Annotated in this window: 21 protein-coding genes; 4 read left to right on the forward strand and 17 right to left on the reverse strand. The window is 38.1% G+C overall.

Annotated elements, in window-relative coordinates:
- Positions 1-103 precede the first annotated feature (103 nt).
- On the reverse strand, positions 104-937 hold the full coding sequence (locus tag ACESSZ_RS02940; RefSeq protein ID WP_008688552.1) for a DegV family protein: 834 nt from the start codon (positions 935-937) through the stop codon (positions 104-106).
- Between the two features lie 14 nt (positions 938-951).
- Positions 952-1,635: a M48 family metallopeptidase gene (locus ACESSZ_RS02945; RefSeq protein ID WP_008688553.1), complete on the reverse strand. Its 684-nt coding sequence runs from the start codon at positions 1,633-1,635 to the stop codon at positions 952-954.
- Between the two features lie 230 nt (positions 1,636-1,865).
- Here ACESSZ_RS02945 and mnmL point away from each other — a divergent pair, with 230 nt between their 5' ends.
- Positions 1,866-2,816: a tRNA modification radical SAM protein MnmL/YtqA gene (gene mnmL / locus ACESSZ_RS02950; protein WP_008688554.1), complete on the forward strand. Its 951-nt coding sequence runs from the start codon at positions 1,866-1,868 to the stop codon at positions 2,814-2,816.
- Between the two features lie 70 nt (positions 2,817-2,886).
- Complete coding sequence (locus tag ACESSZ_RS02955) at positions 2,887-3,552, forward strand: gamma-glutamyl-gamma-aminobutyrate hydrolase family protein (protein ID WP_008688555.1); 666 nt, start codon at positions 2,887-2,889, stop codon at positions 3,550-3,552.
- Here ACESSZ_RS02955 and ACESSZ_RS02960 read toward each other — a convergent pair.
- The 4 genes from ACESSZ_RS02960 to ACESSZ_RS02975 all read right to left on the reverse strand — a co-directional run bounded on the left by ACESSZ_RS02960 (position 3,507) and on the right by ACESSZ_RS02975 (position 8,270).
- Positions 3,507-4,073 carry a YqaA family protein gene (locus ACESSZ_RS02960; RefSeq protein ID WP_008688556.1) on the reverse strand — a complete coding sequence of 189 codons (567 nt, stop codon included), beginning with the start codon at positions 4,071-4,073 and terminating at the stop codon, positions 3,507-3,509. The two genes, ACESSZ_RS02955 and ACESSZ_RS02960, sit on opposite strands and share 46 nt — an antisense overlap.
- Before the next feature lie 83 nt (positions 4,074-4,156).
- Positions 4,157-4,684, reverse strand: a complete 528-nt coding sequence (locus ACESSZ_RS02965) for a hypothetical protein (RefSeq protein ID WP_008688557.1) — start codon at positions 4,682-4,684, stop codon at positions 4,157-4,159.
- A 133-nt stretch (positions 4,685-4,817) separates the two neighbouring features.
- Positions 4,818-6,908 carry a sodium-translocating pyrophosphatase gene (locus ACESSZ_RS02970; RefSeq protein ID WP_008688558.1) on the reverse strand — a complete coding sequence of 697 codons (2,091 nt, stop codon included), beginning with the start codon at positions 6,906-6,908 and terminating at the stop codon, positions 4,818-4,820.
- 201 nt (positions 6,909-7,109) lie between these two features.
- A complete protein-coding gene (locus ACESSZ_RS02975; protein ID WP_008688559.1) occupies positions 7,110-8,270 on the reverse strand; it encodes an MFS transporter in 1,161 nt (386 codons plus the stop codon).
- 137 nt (positions 8,271-8,407) lie between these two features.
- Here ACESSZ_RS02975 and ACESSZ_RS02980 point away from each other — a divergent pair, with 137 nt between their 5' ends.
- Positions 8,408-8,980: a TetR/AcrR family transcriptional regulator C-terminal domain-containing protein gene (locus ACESSZ_RS02980; protein ID WP_008688560.1), complete on the forward strand. Its 573-nt coding sequence runs from the start codon at positions 8,408-8,410 to the stop codon at positions 8,978-8,980.
- Positions 8,981-9,319: a cupin domain-containing protein gene (locus ACESSZ_RS02985; RefSeq protein WP_331866870.1), complete on the forward strand. Its 339-nt coding sequence runs from the start codon at positions 8,981-8,983 to the stop codon at positions 9,317-9,319.
- Positions 9,320-9,445: 126 nt separating this feature from the next.
- Here ACESSZ_RS02985 and ACESSZ_RS02990 read toward each other — a convergent pair whose 3' ends face one another.
- The 11 genes from ACESSZ_RS02990 to ACESSZ_RS03040 form a co-directional block, all read right to left on the reverse strand.
- Complete coding sequence (locus ACESSZ_RS02990; protein ID WP_132223359.1) at positions 9,446-9,799, reverse strand: hypothetical protein; 354 nt, start codon at positions 9,797-9,799, stop codon at positions 9,446-9,448.
- Complete coding sequence (locus tag ACESSZ_RS02995) at positions 9,796-11,100, reverse strand: pyrimidine-nucleoside phosphorylase (RefSeq protein ID WP_196028704.1); 1,305 nt, start codon at positions 11,098-11,100, stop codon at positions 9,796-9,798. The genes ACESSZ_RS02990 and ACESSZ_RS02995 overlap by 4 nt, the downstream gene beginning before the upstream one ends.
- On the reverse strand, positions 11,097-11,585 hold the full coding sequence (locus tag ACESSZ_RS03000; RefSeq protein WP_008688576.1) for a dihydrofolate reductase: 489 nt from the start codon (positions 11,583-11,585) through the stop codon (positions 11,097-11,099). The genes ACESSZ_RS02995 and ACESSZ_RS03000 overlap by 4 nt, the downstream gene beginning before the upstream one ends.
- Entirely contained in the window at positions 11,582-12,280 is a 699-nt protein-coding gene (locus tag ACESSZ_RS03005; RefSeq protein ID WP_008688577.1) for a pseudouridine synthase, read from the reverse strand. The genes ACESSZ_RS03000 and ACESSZ_RS03005 overlap by 4 nt, the downstream gene beginning before the upstream one ends.
- A 1-nt stretch (position 12,281) precedes the next feature.
- Positions 12,282-13,934: an oligosaccharide flippase family protein gene (locus ACESSZ_RS03010; RefSeq protein WP_008688578.1), complete on the reverse strand. Its 1,653-nt coding sequence runs from the start codon at positions 13,932-13,934 to the stop codon at positions 12,282-12,284.
- A 14-nt stretch (positions 13,935-13,948) separates the two neighbouring features.
- Entirely contained in the window at positions 13,949-14,512 is a 564-nt protein-coding gene (locus ACESSZ_RS03015; RefSeq protein WP_008688580.1) for a hypothetical protein, read from the reverse strand.
- Positions 14,513-14,663: 151 nt separating this feature from the next.
- Positions 14,664-14,828 (reverse strand): DUF1540 domain-containing protein, encoded by a 165-nt coding sequence (locus tag ACESSZ_RS03020; protein WP_008688582.1) that lies wholly within the window; start codon positions 14,826-14,828, stop codon positions 14,664-14,666.
- Between the two features lie 40 nt (positions 14,829-14,868).
- Positions 14,869-15,048, reverse strand: coding sequence for a sporulation protein Cse60 (locus ACESSZ_RS03025; RefSeq protein WP_008688585.1), 180 nt, complete (start codon positions 15,046-15,048; stop codon positions 14,869-14,871).
- A gap of 39 nt (positions 15,049-15,087) precedes the next feature.
- Positions 15,088-15,942: a 4-hydroxy-tetrahydrodipicolinate synthase gene (gene dapA, locus ACESSZ_RS03030; protein ID WP_331866871.1), complete on the reverse strand. Its 855-nt coding sequence runs from the start codon at positions 15,940-15,942 to the stop codon at positions 15,088-15,090.
- Positions 15,939-16,520, reverse strand: coding sequence for a dipicolinate synthase subunit B (locus ACESSZ_RS03035; RefSeq protein WP_008688587.1), 582 nt, complete (start codon positions 16,518-16,520; stop codon positions 15,939-15,941). The genes dapA and ACESSZ_RS03035 overlap by 4 nt, the downstream gene beginning before the upstream one ends.
- Positions 16,510-17,280: a hypothetical protein gene (locus ACESSZ_RS03040; protein WP_008688588.1), complete on the reverse strand. Its 771-nt coding sequence runs from the start codon at positions 17,278-17,280 to the stop codon at positions 16,510-16,512. The genes ACESSZ_RS03035 and ACESSZ_RS03040 overlap by 11 nt, the downstream gene beginning before the upstream one ends.
- Positions 17,281-17,346: the final 66 nt, after the last annotated feature.

Raw genomic sequence — 17,346 nt, forward strand, 5'->3', positions numbered from 1 at the left:
AGCAAACATAAGCATAAACGATATGCATAAAAATGCTGTTCAGCGTTTGGTTAGAAACAGCTGTTTTTTTATATGCAAAAAAGAAGATACTCCTACATATCTTCTATTTTGCAATATATTGAATGGCAATGCACTGTGGCCCTCCCTGTGTAATGAAAGCCGGTGACAAATCCAATAATTCTATTTCACATTCGCTGAAGATAGATACTAGTTTTTCTTTGATCTTTCTTGCATCTTCTAAGGCATCTGCATGAGAGACAAAGATTTTATAATATTCATTTACGCCATCTTCTTTCATGAAGTCTACAATATGCTGCACTGCCTTACTTAAAGTTCTAGCAATATCAAACTTATCTAGCCGTGTACCGCCTTCTACTTTCTCCATGATTGGTTTAAGTTTCAAAAGACCGCCAATCGTTGCAGCCGCAGGTTTTAAACGTCCACCGCGACGTAAGAAATCAAAATTTTGTGGAATCAAAAAGGAGTGTTCACTGGCAATACTGTGTTCCAGTTCCTGCACGATTTCTTTTACATTCTTTCCTAAATCACGAAGACGCACTGCCTTCTCCACTAAATAACGATGAGGTCCACATAATGTTTGTGAATTTAACACCGTAATTGAGGAAGCATTGCATGCCTGCTGCTTCGCCATACAAGCGGTTTGGTAGGTGCCTGACAAGCCATCAGCCATTGTGATATTTAAAATTTCTTCTTCTTTCGCATCTTCATATGCAGCCAACACTTCACCAATCGGTGGTTGTGAACTGCTGGGAACATGCCCTTCCTTTATTTTATCAAGAAACAATTTTGTATCAAAACATAAATCACGATACTGATGGTCATCAATGCTGACACATAAAGGCAAGACATCTACTCCCATATGGATGCCATTTTCTACCGTAAATAAAGCAGAAGTATCTGTTATAATTTTTACCATGTGAACTCCCTTTTCTAGCTGACAAGCTCCATCCGTTTTTTATAATCCGGCATATAATTTTCGATAATGTGATAAAATGCTTTTGAATGATTTGGCTGAATAAAATGTACAAATTCATGAAGAATTACATACTCAATAAATTCTAATGGGTAATGGATCAGCTTTCGATTCAAAGTAATGGACTGTTTGGCCGGTGTACAGCTTCCCCAACGACTTTTCATATCCCGCACTTTGATTTGAGGGTATGCGATATGATAGTCACTGAGCGAACGACACGTGAGCATTGCTACATCACTAAAGACATCCTTACACAATTTATCAATAAACTGATGAATGACCTTTTGCGGATCACTGTTTGTGCGATATTGCACATACAGATATTTATCATCATAGCTTACATGATTATACTTCCCCGTCATATATTTTATTTTCAAAGAATTACCAAACAACATCAGCTGATTCTCATCAAACACAGTACAATGGCTTCGTTCTTCCATCGATTTCTGGTGTTTGGCAATCCAACTGGCTTTACTACTGACGAAATCATCAATTTTATCCAGTGATACGAATGGATTTGCGCTAACGATGACCTCACCCTTCGTACTAATACGCATATTGATATTTTTCACTTGTTTAATTACCAATGTATAGGTAATCGGATATTTTTTACACTGTATTACTTTCTTGTTTCCATCCATAATTCTTACTACCTCAATCCTTGCGTGTGCATTTTATTATCTCATACTTAATGTGAAAAATAAATACTTTTTCCTTTTACATTTCTGGAATTTTTTTCATTTGTAATATTTTATTTTCCTATTTCATATTTTACGTTTTTATTAGTAAGAGTATTATAGCATGCTTTTACTTTTGATGGAGAAAAGATTTACTTTTTATACGAATATGCTAAAATGAATGCGGTGATTTTATGGCATACAATAACCCCTTCCCGTATAGTGATGATAATAAACGTTATCATACATGGAATTATTATTTAAAGCATCGTTATCATCAAAAAGTATTTAAAGTTCCTTTAAATGCCAATTTTTCCTGTCCGAATCGTGATGGAACCTGTGGTCAGGGCGGTTGCACCTTTTGTGGCAGCTTAGGCAGTGGTGAATATGCTGGAAATCTACAGGATGATTTAATGAAGCAATTTATGGATCGTCAGCAGATGATGCTTAGAAAATGGCCAAATGGTGGTAGTATTGCCTATTTTCAAGCATACACGAATACATATGCCCCTTTGCATGAGCTCAAACACTGTTTTCAACCATTTATGGAACGAAAAGATGTACTTGCCTTAAGCATTGCCACACGCGCAGATTGCTTAGAAGATGATAAGCTTGCTTATCTGCATTCCTTATGTAAAGAGAAAGATATTTGGATCGAATTGGGATTACAAAGCATCTATGATCAAACAGCTCAACATTGCAATCGCGGTCACACATATGCACAGTTTTTAGATTGTTTGCAGCGCCTGGCAAAAACTGATATCAAAGTGGCGGTGCACTTAATTAATTCATTACCCTATGAAACCACAGATATGATGCTGGAAAGTGCCAAAGCATTAGCTACATTGCCTATTCACGCACTCAAACTTCACATGCTGCATATCATGCAGGATACGCAGATGGCAACAGAATATGAAAACCAACCATTTCCGTTATTATCATTAGAAGATTATGTAGATATCGTGATACGCCAGTTAGAAGTTTTGCCTCCGGAAATGATCATCCAACGATTGACTGGTGATGGTGTGAAAGAACTACTTATTGCGCCTACTTGGACCTTGCACAAAGTAAATGTTTTAAACACCATCGATAAAGAGATGAAACGCCGTAATACTTGGCAAGGACGACTTTACTCCAAAAGCTGAAAATCAGCTTTTCTTTTTTTGATAGGCACAAGCATAGGAAAAACGCATAGAGTAAAACAGGAGGCTTGTTATGAAAACCATTGCCATTACATGCCGTATGGAATCTTTTGATAGCCAATCAAAATGGTTCATCAATGCAACCTATGTGGATGCTTGTTCGCAATATGGTTGTGCCCTATTCCCCATTGTTTCCTATGCTTCATTAGCTGTAGCTGCCACAAGTTGTGATGCGCTCATCGTGTGCGGCGGTTATGATTTACGCAGCTATTATCTTCAAGAAATACCAGATGCCTCTTGCAACTTTTATGACCATGCACAGGATCATTTTGATTTTGCTTGTATCCAAGCCTTTTTACAAAAACAAAAACCGATTTTAGGAATATGTCGAGGAATGCAATTACTTGCTGTATATTATGGCAGCAAGCTTTTCCAAAACATTGATATAAATACCCATGCCACACTACATGCTCATCCGTTATATTTCCCCAAAAACTCCATACTGCATCAACTTTATAGCGATGGTACCAGTTTCAATAGCTATCATCATCAAGCAGTAAAACAATGTGGTGAACAATTGGATATATTAGCTTATAGTAAAGAACAATATGTGGAAGCCTTTCTCCATAAACAACTTCCCGTTCTTGGTGTACAATGGCATCCGGAAAAAATGGAAAACGATCAACTATTTCCTTATTTCTTAGATGTTGTTTGTGAGCGTAGCTTGCGCCGGCTTTGATACCAGCGATACAACATCCATACTAGAATTAATAAAGAAAACCAAGTTCCAAAAGCATCCACATGAATGATGGTTCCCAAACTCTTTAATCCATAAGTTACGATGATACTGCGTAAAAGTCGAGCCATGCCATCACACAGCGTAAAGGAAAGAAAAGGCATTTTGGTAAAGCCAGCCAAATAAGCCAGTAAGAAATCAGGGATTGGCGTAATACCTCCGATGAACACAGCAAGCAATCCATGTTTGCGCATCAAAGTTTCTCCCTTTTCGATATCTTCATCACTGGCAATATGAGCAAGTGCTTTACGACCGACGCTGTATGCAATGCCATATCCGATAGCACCGCCAATGCAAGTACCAATTGCACCTTCAAAGGAATATAACAGCCATTTTTCCGGATGCTTTAAGCATAATGGAGTCAGCACGACTTCTAATGATGGAAGAGGTAAAAAAGCTTTTAAAATGGCATATAGAATAAGTCCTACATCCTGCCAAAGGGTAAAAAAAGCCTGCAAGTTCATGAAATCCCTCCCGTTTTCAGTATACTTGCAGTCAAGATGAATTATGTTATAGTAAAAGCACTTAGATTGGGATCATCATCTGATTATTTTTCAAATTCATAAGCATCTTGATAACGTCCTTTATATCGATACAAATATGCCTCTTCTTCGAATTTATCAAAGGCCAAATGTGCATCAAACATATACAACAACAAAGCAAAAATGGCATTCAGCGATGTATTACGTAAACGGACAGTAGGTTTTGCATCCATCGTAAATTCGGCAAGCTGCATTTCTTTATCAATACATAAGATTGTTTTTTTGGTGGCATGATAACCACCATAAAAGCGATAAAAAACATCCTTCCATGCCACTTCATAGCCTTCTTTAAAGCCATGCATTTCACCTTGTTTATCATCTTTTGCATAAATTGTAAAATCTTCCGTATGTTTACGGATAAAACGCGTATACCATTTTTGTATCTGATACATTCCTAATACTTCTTCGCCATACATGTTCTTTAGATAGACACACAAAAGACCCTGCTCTTTTTCTTCTTCAATCGTATAAATCGCATGCCCATTTTCTTGAATGATCGTTTGCCCATTCTCTTTGCATAAGACAAGTTCCATAAGGAAATCCTCCTTCATGAAAAAGCTCTTGAACCCAAAAGTCAAGAGCTTTTTCTATTTCAACCCACTATCGTAGGGTCACACAGTCTACTCTTACATAGACATTATAAGAAATTTTTTGTTATTTTTCAAGCTAATGGAAAAGGAAATCCAACAGTGGTGTCATTTCTAATAATACAGGAGCTAAGATCAATGAAATCACTGACATTAATTTGATTAAGATATCCATTGCCGGTCCTGCCGTATCTTTAAAGGGATCACCGACCGTATCTCCTGTGATGGCCGCTTTATGAGCCTCACTTCCCTTACCACCGCAAGCACCGGACTCAATATATTTCTTAGCATTATCCCATGCACCACCGGAATTCGCCATAAACACCGCCAACATGATTGCTGACATCAATGCGCCAATCAGCAGTCCTCCAAGACCTTTTGTTCCTAGAAGGATACCAGTCGCGATGGGTGAAATCACCGCAATCAACCCAGGCAGAATCATTTCTTTTAAAGCTGCTTGTGTAGAAATATCAACACATTGTGCATAATCCGGCTTACTTGTACCTTTCATAATACCGGGATCTGCCTTAAATTGTCGGCGAACTTCTTCAATCATCTGATTCGCCGCTTTTCCTACCGACTTTATTGTTAAAGAAGTAAAGAAAAATGGGAGCATTGCACCAATCAGTAAGGCGATGATCACACCTGGTTCTAATAGTGATATGACATCTAGATGAGCAAGCTGGGAATAAGCGACTATCATTGCTAACGCGGTAAAGGCCGCAGAGCCAATACAGAATCCCTTACCGACAGCTGCTGTGGTATTCCCTACTGAATCTAAATGATCTGTGATTTCTCGCACATGCTCTTCCATATTACTCATTTCAGCAATACCTCCGGCATTATCAGCTATTGGTCCATAAGCATCCACAGATACAGTAATACCGGCAGTTGAAAGCATACCGACTGCACCTAAGGCTATACCATACATTCCAAAAAACAGATAGCTGGCAGCAATACCAGCAGCCAACAAGAGAATTGTTAAAGCTGTTGATTGCATACCGATACTAAAACCGGAAATAATATTGGTCGCATGACCGGTTAATGATTGTTCAGCTATTTCTTTTACATGACGATACGAATCACTTGTGTAATACTCGGCAATACGTCCAATAAAGACACCAACAACTAATCCACTTAGAATGGAATAGAAAGGATAGACATCATTAAATACAAAATAGCTTAATAGTAAAGAGCCTACTAATACTACCAAAGTAGAAACATAAGTTGCAATATTTAAAGCTTTTGCAGGGTTATCCCACTCTTTGGCTCGGACAAAGACTTGTGCAAAGATACTAGATAAAATACCCAAAGCCGCAATCAGTATAGGAAACATTAAGGAACTTATTCCCATGTGTTCACCCTGCACTGCCATATAACTGATACCCAGGGATATTGCGGAAACGATTGCCCCAACATAGGACTCACACAAATCACTTCCCATACCCGCGATATCCCCAACATTATCTCCAACATTATCGGCGATGACCGCCGGATTACGTGGATCATCTTCTGGAATACCACTTTCTACCTTACCTACTAAGTCTGCACCAACATCGGCAGCTTTTGTATAAATACCACCACCGACTCTGGCAAATAATGCGATAAAACTACACCCTAAACTGTATCCACTGATGACGTGTGCTGCCAGATACATATCTTTTGTAAAGAAATAAAAACCGCAAAATAAAACACTTAAACCTAATAAACCAAATCCAACTACACACAACCCCAAAACAGAACCACCACTGAATGCAATACGTAAAGCCTTTGGCATACCGTTGTCATGTGCTGCCTGTGTTACACGGGCATTTGCTTTTGTTGCCGTCAACATACCACAAAAACCTGCTACACCAGAACAAAGGGTTCCAATAAGAAAACAGAAAGCAGCTCCCGGTCCTACACCATCTGCATGTTGCAAAGATGGAATTAAACCTAAAGAAGCCAATAAGACAGCTACTACGATAATGAATAGAATAATGATCTTGTATTCACGCGATAAAAAAGCCATTGCCCCCTCGTGAATAAAACTGGAAAGGTTTTCCAGCAGATGCATGTGGATCTTCTCTTTCTTGACACTGCCGTAAAGATAGCGCGCATAGAACAGCGCCGCAATAGATACCCCTATAGCAATGCCAAGAAACGCAAAGACGTTGTCGTCGTTAATCATTCCAATTCGCCTCCTTGTAAGCGATTACATGTTTTCATTATACACCTGATTGATGGATATCGCAATGTGTTCTTTTGGTATTCTATCAAAAAAAGTACAAAGAAACCAAGCAACGTGATGTGTAATTATTTATCGCTTGATATTTTGAAAAATAGGGCTATTTAGTTAAATACATTTATAAAAAAACATCCGCATAGGATGTCAGGATTGTTTTGCTATCACTTGTTTACGTAAATGTAAATACCAAAGAATTAGTACAACTGGCAAAAGGGTAAAGGCAGCTATCATATACAACGTCATATCATACCCTATTCTCTTGCATAAATAACTTGTGATAATCGGAGTCAGTAAACCACTGACACCAACAAAGATTGCCATGGCAAACATTTGTGCACTGCTAAACAATTTGCGTGGTGTAATTTCTTTGATCAATATCTTGCTGCTTAGCATGATAATCGGTAACGTCACTAACTGTAAAGATGCTGCTGCGATGATTGCCCATGCAACACTAAACACTCCGTATAAGAAAAACTTTAGGCCATACATCACCGTACCAAACAATAAAAGCATGCCTGGTTTTACACGTTTTAAAATAGCGGAAGCAAATAAGAAGAGTGGTACTTCCATAAATGACTGTACTGCCCACTTAATCCCTACAGCACTCGTATCAGCACCAATCGCTAACATCTTATCAATGACGACATATTGATCTGCCGTACCAATCATGTAAATCATTAAATAAATCAACACGAGTAATAAGTATAAGCGATTCGTAAGCAATTCTTTTAAACTTTCTAAACGTACATGTTCGCTCTTCTTTTTTTGTGCATCCACGCTTTTCCAAAAAAAGAAGAGCAGAAATATGCTGACTCCTATTAGCATAAATAGTAAAAAATTATATCCGAAAGCATGAATGACACTGCCTGCGATCGGTGAACCAATGGTCAATCCTAAAGCACCGGCAGCTCGCAATCTGCCATAATTTTCCTCATCAACCTCTAGCATCCATGTTTCATTCAGTCCCATAATGACCTTTACCATTCCTCCACTAAGCGAAACAGCAAAAAGATGATAATAAAACAATTGTTTATGTATGATAAACATCATGATACTACCTGCTATCATAAAACCATATGCCAATAAGAAAAAAGGCTTTAATCTCTTAAATCGATCGCATAAATAACCAAACAGAAATTGTCCGATGATAGCAATAATAGCACTTCCTGCTAAGATATAACCACGCTCAACTACATCATATCCTACCTTTCCCAAATAAGGAATTATTTGTGTATTCACCATAGAAATTGCCGCAAACACGAAAAAATTCAAGCTGTAAAGAATCCATCGTTTCTTTTGTTTCATACCATCACATCCTATCATTAGTATGATTCAGAAAGCCTTATGTCATACCCACAGCAAATGAAAACAACTTTGCTATCATAAAAAAAGTAGTGTATAATAAGATACAAGAAACGGGTGATACTATGCAGCAGGAAAGTATGGATACAAAAAGCATATTAGCAACTGCTCTTATGGAATTGACCTCACGCAAGAATTTTGCAAAAATTACGATTGCGGATATAACACATGTCAGTGGTTTTAATCGTCAAACGTTTTATTATCATTTCCGTGATAAATACGAGTTGCTGAGCTGGATTTATGAACAAGAGGCCAGTCAAGTGTTTGATGAAGACATCTCTTTAGAAAACTGGCATCGCTACATGGCTGTATTATTACAACATATTCGTAATAACAAATGGTTTTACAGCAATACGATTCGTCATGATGAAAGCTACTTCCAAAATTTTATCTTCACACTAACAAGCACCCTTTTTTATAAAGCTATTGATGCTTTAGATTTACATCATCAGCTTGATGCTTCGGATAAAAAATTTTATGCTGAATTTTTCAGTTTTGGTATCAGTGGTGTTGTGATTAATTGGATCAAATCGGATATGAAAGAGAGTCCCGAACAGGTTGCCAGTGCCTTGAAAAGTTTAGCCCAGGATTCTGAAAAACTGGCTTATGAGAAATATCGCGAATCCTATCGTAAAATGAAAGGAACTACCTAAATGAAACAACCTATTGAACATTATGAAAACCGTGCAGGTGGAAAAGGAACCATGCACATAGAACATCTTTTATCACCAGAAGAAATGGGCCCACATGTGAAAATGTATGCTCGCGTAACAATTGATGTTGGATCTTCGTTGGGATATCATGCTCATCACGGAGATAGTGAAACTTATTATATTCTTGAAGGAAAAGCTCGTTATCATGACAATGGCACTATACGTATTTTAGAACCATTTGATGTAACGCATACTCCAGATGGAGCATCGCATGGCATTGAAAACATTGGTACGACGCCTTTGGTGTTTATGGCACTCATTATTTCTTCTGTAAGATAAAAACAACGTTATGCAATGAAAAACGATTTTCAAAGGAAAAGAGCAGATTCCCTGCTCTTTTGTTGTTCTTATTCAACTCATATACTTGTATTTAATGTTAAACCCATTTTCATTACGCAAATGGCTCTATTCATGAAAGGATAAGCAAATACCTGGTATTATAAACAATACATATGCTGGAACATAAGCGGAGAAAATAGGATATCTTATCATACCAGAGAGCCAAGGCAAGGTATGAAAGAAAAAAGTATCCACTAAAACAATCGTATAACACGTCAGCAATATGACACCCATCATGGTCAAAGTTGTGTTTACATAAGTGATACGCTTACTACATAATGCATATGTGAGCAAAGTGATGCCATACGCCATACAGCCATATTTTATGACAGACCAAAAAGAACTAATCAATACTTCTTTATCTATTGCCAAGGCAACTAGAATACAGATACAGGCAAGCGCAAACAAACCTTTTTTCATTCACCTAATACCTTATGAATCAAAGGCTGTTTTGCTTGTGGAACAGCGGAAAATGTATACGCGTCATAAAAATCCTGCAACCATTGTTTTGCTAATGGATGATTGCTATGCACATACGCAAGTACATCTCCTGTTTGCACATAATCGCCATCCTTTTTATTTAAAACGATACCAACAGAAGGATCTATGCGATCTTCTTTTACCATACGTCCGGCCCCAAGCTGCATCGCTAATGTTCCTAATTGCAAGGCATGCAGTTCTTTTACATAACCATCACATAACGCCTTTACCTCAAAAATGGCTTTTGCTTTTGGTAATGTTTCTGGATGTTTAATCTGTTCTACATTGCCTCCTTGGGCCTGTACCATTGCTATTAATTTTTCAAAAGCCTTCCCATTTTTAATAACTTCCATCAGCATCGCCCTAGCTTGTGACTCACTATTTGCAAGATGAGCCTGCTGTAACATAATACTGCCAGCTTTCAAGCATAATTCAGTAAAATCCTGCGGGCCTTCCCCTTTTAAGGTAGCTATTGCTTCCTTTACTTCTAAGGCATTTCCAATGGCATTGCCTAAAGGCTGATTCATGCTGGAAATCATGGCTCTAACATCTTTATGGAAATGCTTACCGATTGCTATCATCGTTTCGGCCAATTCTTCTGCTTTTTGTGCAGTTTCCATAAAAGCCCCTTCACCATACTTTACATCTAACAAAATGGTATCACTGCCAGCAGCTAATTTTTTTGACATGATGCTGGAGGCTATCAACGGTATTGAATTCACAGTAGCCGTGACATCTCGTAAAGCATATAATTTTTTATCCGCAGGTACTAATCGTTGCGTTTGTCCAATGATTGCCAAACCGATGGTATTGACTTGTTCAAGAAATTCCTGTTCATTTAAATCCACGCGAAAACCTTCAATACTTTCTGCCTTATCTAAAGTGCCGCCGGTATGACCTAAGCCGCGTCCACTCATCTTTGCTACCTTGGCGCCACAGGCTGCTACCATCGGTGCTAAGGATAAGCTTGTTTTATCACCTACGCCACCTGTAGAATGCTTGTCACATTTCACACCAGAAATCGCAGACAGATCCATGACATCTCCACTATACAACATTTCTTCACATAAGCAGGCCGTTTCCTGAGCATCCATACCATTAAAGTAAATAGCCATCAAGAGTGCACTCACCTGATAATCAGGGATGGTGCCTTTCACATAACCATCAATGAAAAAATGTAATTCTTCTTTTGTCAAGGATGCTTTTTCTTTCTTTTTTTCTATGATATCGACAAACCTCATAAAGATGCTCCTTTCTTTTTTCGCAATAAGCGAAAAAATTGAAATTTTGTATATCTAATTTGCTCTTTCACCATAAAGTCTTTCTCATCAAACTTAGGAAAAAATACCGTTCCTTCATAGGTGTCAGGAAGAAGTGAAAGCCATAACTCATCTGCATATGGTAAAGACTGCTCATATGTTTGCGCACCACCACAGATGAGTAATGGCTGTGCTTGTGGTTTCCAATTGAAGATGACTTTTTGCAGGGAAGTTTCGATATATTCATACCCTGGTTTGCCTGCATAGTTAGGATTCCTAGTTAAAACATGAACGTGTCGTTGCGGCAATGTACTTTCCATCGCCTCCCATGTTTCTCTTCCTATGAGTACATGCTGATGGAGGGTTTTCATTTTAAAAAATGCCAATTCTTCTGGCACATGCCAAGGCATTTTATCATGATTACCAATAAGTCCATGTGCATCCAGAGCAGCCATGAGAACAATCATGCGACTGCCTTAAGAGCAGCAAGCTCTTCCTGTGTCAGCGCTCGCCACTCGCCCACTTCTAAATGATCATCTAATCGCAAAGGCCCCATAGCTACGCGTTTTAAATACAGTACCTCATTGCCAACAGCTGAAAACATCCGTTTTATCTGATGATAGCGGCCCTCTTCAATGTGAAAGAAACAGCTTGTTTCATTAATGACTTCTAATGCAGCACATAATACTGTTTTTTCATCTAAAATGATGCTTCCATTGCACAATGTTTTAATTGCCGTTTCATCTAAACATAGCTGATGCTCGACATAATAGGTTTTACGTACATGGTGCTTAGGTGATAGTAAGTGATGCGCTAGTTTCCCATCATTGCTAATGAGCACCAGCCCTTCCGTATCCATATCTAATCTTCCAACTGGGAAGCAGCCTTTGGGCAACATGACATCAAAACAATCTAACACTGTTTCATGTTCACTATCCTGAGTAGCACAAATGACTCCACTTGGTTTATTCAGCATCAAATAGACGAAAGGTTCATAATAAATATGTTCCCCATCGAGTTGAACCAAATCATCTTCTTCCACATGCATATCATCTTTTACCACCAATTCACCATTCACACGTACATGTTTTTTGCGAATTAGTTGTTTCACTTCTTTACGTGTTCCCACACCGGCATGGGATAAATATTTATCTAATCGCATATTATCCTCTCTTCCGTTTCTTAAATAATACAGCAAAATCCAAGTGTAATAACGTTTGTGGCAAATGGAATACATACGTGAACGCAAAGTAGCCAATACAAGAAATACCGCCAGCAAAGGCCATTTGTATAAATGCCATGCCACGTCCTGCCTCATAATTTCCACGAAGTCCTAAATGAAAGCACAGTTGTGCAAGTATCCATAAAATACCACAACCGCATAGGATGACGAAAAGTCGATGCAAGGTATATTTCCATTGAATATCATGATGTTTTGTTAGTTCATACAAACTGATGCTAATATTCAGCATAGCTGAAATCACCGTGGAAAACACTAAGCCTTGGTAGCTAAATTTTACCAGCATGATATAGCTAAGGGCAAATTTCACAACGACTTGAATTGTCGTATTGCGCACAGAATTGCGTCGTAACCCCGTAGCCACCATTAAATTGGTAACAATTGGAGTCATCGTATCTAGAAAAGCGACAATGGAAAACCAGCGAATAATCTGGGCTACTGCCGGGATGTCTTTAGCATGTTCCGGCGGAAATAGTGTAACGATCAGCGGTTCAGCAAACACATATAGGCAAAACGATACCGGTAAAGCAATATACAAAACGATATCTATGCAATCGCGGATGTTTTTACGTACCTGTTTCATATTATGTTGCGTTATGGCACTTGTAATATGGGGAATGATCGCACTGGAAAAACCTGGTGCCAATACCATGGGAATACTCATCAACTTAACAACCTTATAATTAATAGTAGATGAAATCAGGGTGATTTCACTTCCTGAAAGACCATGCCCCTTTAAACCTTTTTGTAGGAACAATGTGTTAATAATGCTATCACTATAGCCTAATAAAGCTATTAACATAAACGGTATGGATACATATAACAATTCCTTTAAAATCTCTCTGCTTTCAATCTTATTTTCAAAGGCCTGTTCATGTGCCAATCGTCGTATTTCTTTCATTCGCTTACGATCATAAAATTTAAGATGGATCATCGCCGTGATAGCTGCAACGCTCGTTGAGAAAACGCCAAAATATACAGCCCATATATGATCACCATGAAAGATATAAACAGCGATGCTGGAAGCAATCAGCACAAACGAAGCATTTGCTAGCTGTTCCAAAACTTGTGACAATGAATAGATTTCCATCTCTTTCAATCCCTGATAAAACCCACGCATACTACTCAGAATCGGCACAAAGAACAAAGCAAAACTGGAGCCGACAAATGCCCAACGTAAATCATCTGCACTTCCTGCCCCATCGTACATCATATGCGCAATTGGTTTGGAAAACAGCATAAATAACAACATCATGACAAATCCTAAAGAAATCATCAATCGCGTGCTGAGCTTTTTCACAAAAATACTTGTCTTATAATCACCTTTTGTCGTGTAACGAGCTACCAGTGTTGCTATTGCAAAAGGAAAGCCCGCCTGACATACATTTAATAAATACATGTAGAGCGATTGGGTAATCGCATAATATTCGACGTTGACATTGGTACCCAAAATATTATTGAATGGTATTGCATAAATCAGTCCAATCAATTTGGCAAAAAAGATACCAGCAGAGCTTACCAATGCTCCGGCGACGATTGACTGTTTTCTTTTTGTACTTCTTGTGTTATCCTTCATGAATAGTTTCCTCTCTAATCCACATTTGCTTTACCAGCATCTGAAGTAGTCTTTTCTCCAATTGCCGTATCCCCTTTTTCCTGCACATAATTACAGTTGAAAAAAACACGGGATTGGTTTTGCAATGTGCTGTCTTTCCAAGTCACCATCACATTGACCGTAAATTGTTTCTTTGGTGATATCGCATCTAAAATGATCATTTTAACAAAGCCTTTTTCTCCCCGCGCTTGATAGGGAATCATATTATACTGACTGTTGGCATCATCCCCTAATATCCCAATACAAGGATATACATTCGTATTAGAATCCATATTCTGATCCACTGCGATGGCCTGGATATCATACATGGCAACTTGTGGATTATACAGCTCTATTTCATATTTATAATCATCCTTTTGTTTAAATACATTCATCTTATATTCAAAGGGAATGATTTTTGATTCTATCCCCTTATTACTAACTACGGCATCAATAAAGCTCTCATATACTTTTATGCTTTCACTATCTTGATGATGCAGATTTTTACATCCGGTAAGAAATACCGTCAACAAGATGCATAAAATCGAAAGTTTACGCATGAAATCACCTCGGTTTTAATTATACCATATGTATGTGAAATGCACCATACCTGTAATATCAAGGGGCTTTTATCTGTCGATGGGAAAGTATTGATGATTGTCTTAGGAATTCGCGGAAAGAAAAAGCGATCGTATGGATCGCCTTTGTTTGTTATTTTCCGCATTTGCAACGGAAAGAACTGCATTCAGTTTCGCAACAAGCATTTGGTTCAATGCAATTGTCGCAAGTAACACTGATGGTTTCTGCTACACAATGATTGTCTTTATGATAGACACAATTGTTCACACTACATAAAATTTCGGTTTTTTTCTGCATATTTACACCTCCATCAGTAGTATGCGCAAACACTTTCATGTTATGTGCGATATATGAGTAGTGCTGAAAAGCAATATATTTGTTCTTCCTCCTGTATACTGCAGGAAGTTGAAAATTTAATATCAACTACATCGATATCCGGATTATCCTCTAAAAATGCATTGATCATATCGCTGAGATCATCCTCATGCTCCTCATCAAACACTTTGACCTGAACCATCTTCATCACCTAAGATGACTCTAACATATTCATGAAGGATTACTTGTCGATAAAAGTAGCCTGTAGTTTCTTTTTTAAATGTTCATTTTGCACTTCGATCATAGGTAATCGCAAAACATTTTGAATTTCTCCTCTTTGTGCCAAGACATATTTCACACAAGCTGGAGATGGTTCCTGAAATAACAATGTCGCTTCCTGCTTTAATTCCTTACGCAATTCGTTATCTTTACGATTGCCACATAGAAAATGCTTTAGCTTGGTAAGTGATACATGTCCAAGTACAGATACCAAACCATCCATACCCGCATCCATGCCTTCGTCAATGGTTCCATCTTCCCCGCTATATATTATGAAATGAGGATGCTCTTTTTTTAACTTTTGAACTGCTGCAAAATCATCACATGCCTGCTTTAAAGCAACAATATTCGGACATGTTGTTATTAATTTTGCGATCGTCTCTGCTTCAAGTTTCACACCTGTCCGAGAGGGAATATTATAAAGCATAATATTGACAGAGCTATGTGCAGCAATGCATGCAAAATGTTCATACAATCCAGCTTGTGAAGGTCGATTATAGTACGGTGCAGCTAAAAGCACACCATCAATAGGCAGCTGTTGAACCTGATGCACAGCCCGCAAAGTATCTGCTGTACAATTTGTCCCACAGCCAAACCATATTTCTATCTCATGATGGGTTTCTTGCAAGACAAATTTCACTATTTGCAAACGTTCCTCTTCACTTAAACAAGGTGTTTCTGCTGTTGTACCACATACGATAAACCCATCCGCTCCCTCCGCCATTAAGCGGGCAATTAATGCACGCAATGCCGGATAATCAACCTCATGTTCTTTGGTAAAGGGAGTAATCAATGCTACCATCAATTTTGCCATCATACGTTTCCTCCTAATAAGATTGGTTCTATCTGTTGATCTTGAAGCGCCATATCACAGGTTTCCATTAACAGATCCCATTTGGCGACAATACTGCGTTCTTTTTGGAATGGTGCATCTTGAGCAAATGGAATGGCATAAAACCCTCGATAATTCAGCAGAGTGAAAATATTAGCTCCACTAATCCCCAGGCCATCATTTGTTGCTATTCCAAAAACAATATTTTTCTTATTTCGCAGCATAGCTTTGGCAGCTAGTGTAACAGGATGATCGTAAATGCCGTGCACTAGTTTTGCACAAACAGTAGCACTCATCGGGGCAATCACCATTAGATCGTAACAATTGCATGGGCCGACCTTTTCAGCCTCTACGATTGTATGAATGATACTGTGACCACTTAAATTTACCAAGCGATTCAAAAAATCATCCGCTTTAAAGAAACGTGTATCACAAGTGTACACATTTTCACTTACCACGATTTGTACATCATTTTCCTGACATAAGATTTCCAACTGCTTTAATACTTTCGCATGATTACAAAATGAGCCACAAATACCAAATAAAATGCGCTTATTCTTCATGTAATCTCCTCCTTATATGATCTGCGATAATATTACCGGCACTGATACATGCAAAACGACCTGGCAGATTACTGATCTTGTAATAGTTCAGATGCAGACGGTGTATTTGTTCCTCATGAAACAAAACGGGTGTTGAAATATCTAAGAATAATGGTGTTTTTGACCATGAACGTATCTGCGCATCATCCAATATTTGTACCGGAGCAGTATAAATGATGACATCGCCACATTCTTTCCATTCCTTTATTGGTAAAAATTCCTTACTCATCACACAATCACGGCGTATTACGCGTACATGAGTATGAAGATTTTTTAACATTGTATAAATAGCTTTACCACAATGCCCATATCCAACAATATCGATTGTTATAGCATAAATACTTTTACAAGTATGTGAAATTAATTCATTTAAAACACCTTCTGCTGTTAAAATAGCGTTTTGTGTTATGACCTCTTCCGCATTCATATAATAATCGACTTCTACATTTAATTTTTTGGCAGCTTCATTTTCTATACCCTGGAAAACAACCATTTCTTTTCCCTGAATTTTCCAAAAGCTACTGGGAATATGCATATAGGAATTCCACATCTGTACATTATGTTCTTCATTCATTCCCTTCACTGGCAAGACAAAAGCATCCAGCTGTGGTAATGTTAAAAAGTCAGTATCTTCCTGTATCCTATAAACTACATAATCTTTTTTCAGATTATCTGCTACCTGCATCATTCTTTCATCACTACAAACCACACCGATTTTCATAGCACTCCTCCTTTACTTTTATACTATGTGAATTGTATCGATTGGTTCTATAGCATAGAAAGGTAT

It is taken from the genome of Eubacterium sp. 3_1_31, from assembly GCF_964249515.1.
GTDB lineage: Bacteria > Bacillota_I > Bacilli_A > Erysipelotrichales > Erysipelotrichaceae > Longicatena > Longicatena caecimuris.

Coding starts and splice junctions, on each gene's coding strand:
- ACESSZ_RS03020 (WP_008688582.1), bottom strand. CDS start 14,828: ATGCAGAAAAAAACCGAAATTTTATGTAGTGTGAACAATTGTGTCTAT.
- ACESSZ_RS03010 (WP_008688578.1), bottom strand. CDS start 13,934: ATGAAGGATAACACAAGAAGTACAAAAAGAAAACAGTCAATCGTCGCC.
- ACESSZ_RS02965 (WP_008688557.1), bottom strand. CDS start 4,684: ATGGAACTTGTCTTATGCAAAGAGAATGGGCAAACGATCATTCAAGAA.
- ACESSZ_RS02940 (WP_008688552.1), bottom strand. CDS start 937: ATGGTAAAAATTATAACAGATACTTCTGCTTTATTTACGGTAGAAAAT.
- ACESSZ_RS03015 (WP_008688580.1), bottom strand. CDS start 14,512: ATGCGTAAACTTTCGATTTTATGCATCTTGTTGACGGTATTTCTTACC.
- ACESSZ_RS02945 (WP_008688553.1), bottom strand. CDS start 1,635: ATGGATGGAAACAAGAAAGTAATACAGTGTAAAAAATATCCGATTACC.
- dapA (WP_331866871.1), bottom strand. CDS start 15,942: ATGATGGCAAAATTGATGGTAGCATTGATTACTCCCTTTACCAAAGAA.
- ACESSZ_RS02955 (WP_008688555.1), top strand. CDS start 2,887: ATGAAAACCATTGCCATTACATGCCGTATGGAATCTTTTGATAGCCAA.
- ACESSZ_RS02970 (WP_008688558.1), bottom strand. CDS start 6,908: ATGATTAACGACGACAACGTCTTTGCGTTTCTTGGCATTGCTATAGGG.
- ACESSZ_RS02960 (WP_008688556.1), bottom strand. CDS start 4,073: ATGAACTTGCAGGCTTTTTTTACCCTTTGGCAGGATGTAGGACTTATT.
- ACESSZ_RS03005 (WP_008688577.1), bottom strand. CDS start 12,280: ATGCGATTAGATAAATATTTATCCCATGCCGGTGTGGGAACACGTAAA.
- ACESSZ_RS03040 (WP_008688588.1), bottom strand. CDS start 17,280: ATGAAAATCGGTGTGGTTTGTAGTGATGAAAGAATGATGCAGGTAGCA.
- ACESSZ_RS02975 (WP_008688559.1), bottom strand. CDS start 8,270: ATGAAACAAAAGAAACGATGGATTCTTTACAGCTTGAATTTTTTCGTG.
- mnmL (WP_008688554.1), top strand. CDS start 1,866: ATGGCATACAATAACCCCTTCCCGTATAGTGATGATAATAAACGTTAT.
- ACESSZ_RS03025 (WP_008688585.1), bottom strand. CDS start 15,048: ATGGTTCAGGTCAAAGTGTTTGATGAGGAGCATGAGGATGATCTCAGC.
- ACESSZ_RS02990 (WP_132223359.1), bottom strand. CDS start 9,799: ATGAAAAAAGGTTTGTTTGCGCTTGCCTGTATCTGTATTCTAGTTGCC.
- ACESSZ_RS03000 (WP_008688576.1), bottom strand. CDS start 11,585: ATGATTGTTCTCATGGCTGCTCTGGATGCACATGGACTTATTGGTAAT.
- ACESSZ_RS02995 (WP_196028704.1), bottom strand. CDS start 11,100: ATGAGGTTTGTCGATATCATAGAAAAAAAGAAAGAAAAAGCATCCTTG.
- ACESSZ_RS03035 (WP_008688587.1), bottom strand. CDS start 16,520: ATGAAGAATAAGCGCATTTTATTTGGTATTTGTGGCTCATTTTGTAAT.
- ACESSZ_RS02980 (WP_008688560.1), top strand. CDS start 8,408: ATGGATACAAAAAGCATATTAGCAACTGCTCTTATGGAATTGACCTCA.
- ACESSZ_RS02985 (WP_331866870.1), top strand. CDS start 8,981: ATGAAACAACCTATTGAACATTATGAAAACCGTGCAGGTGGAAAAGGA.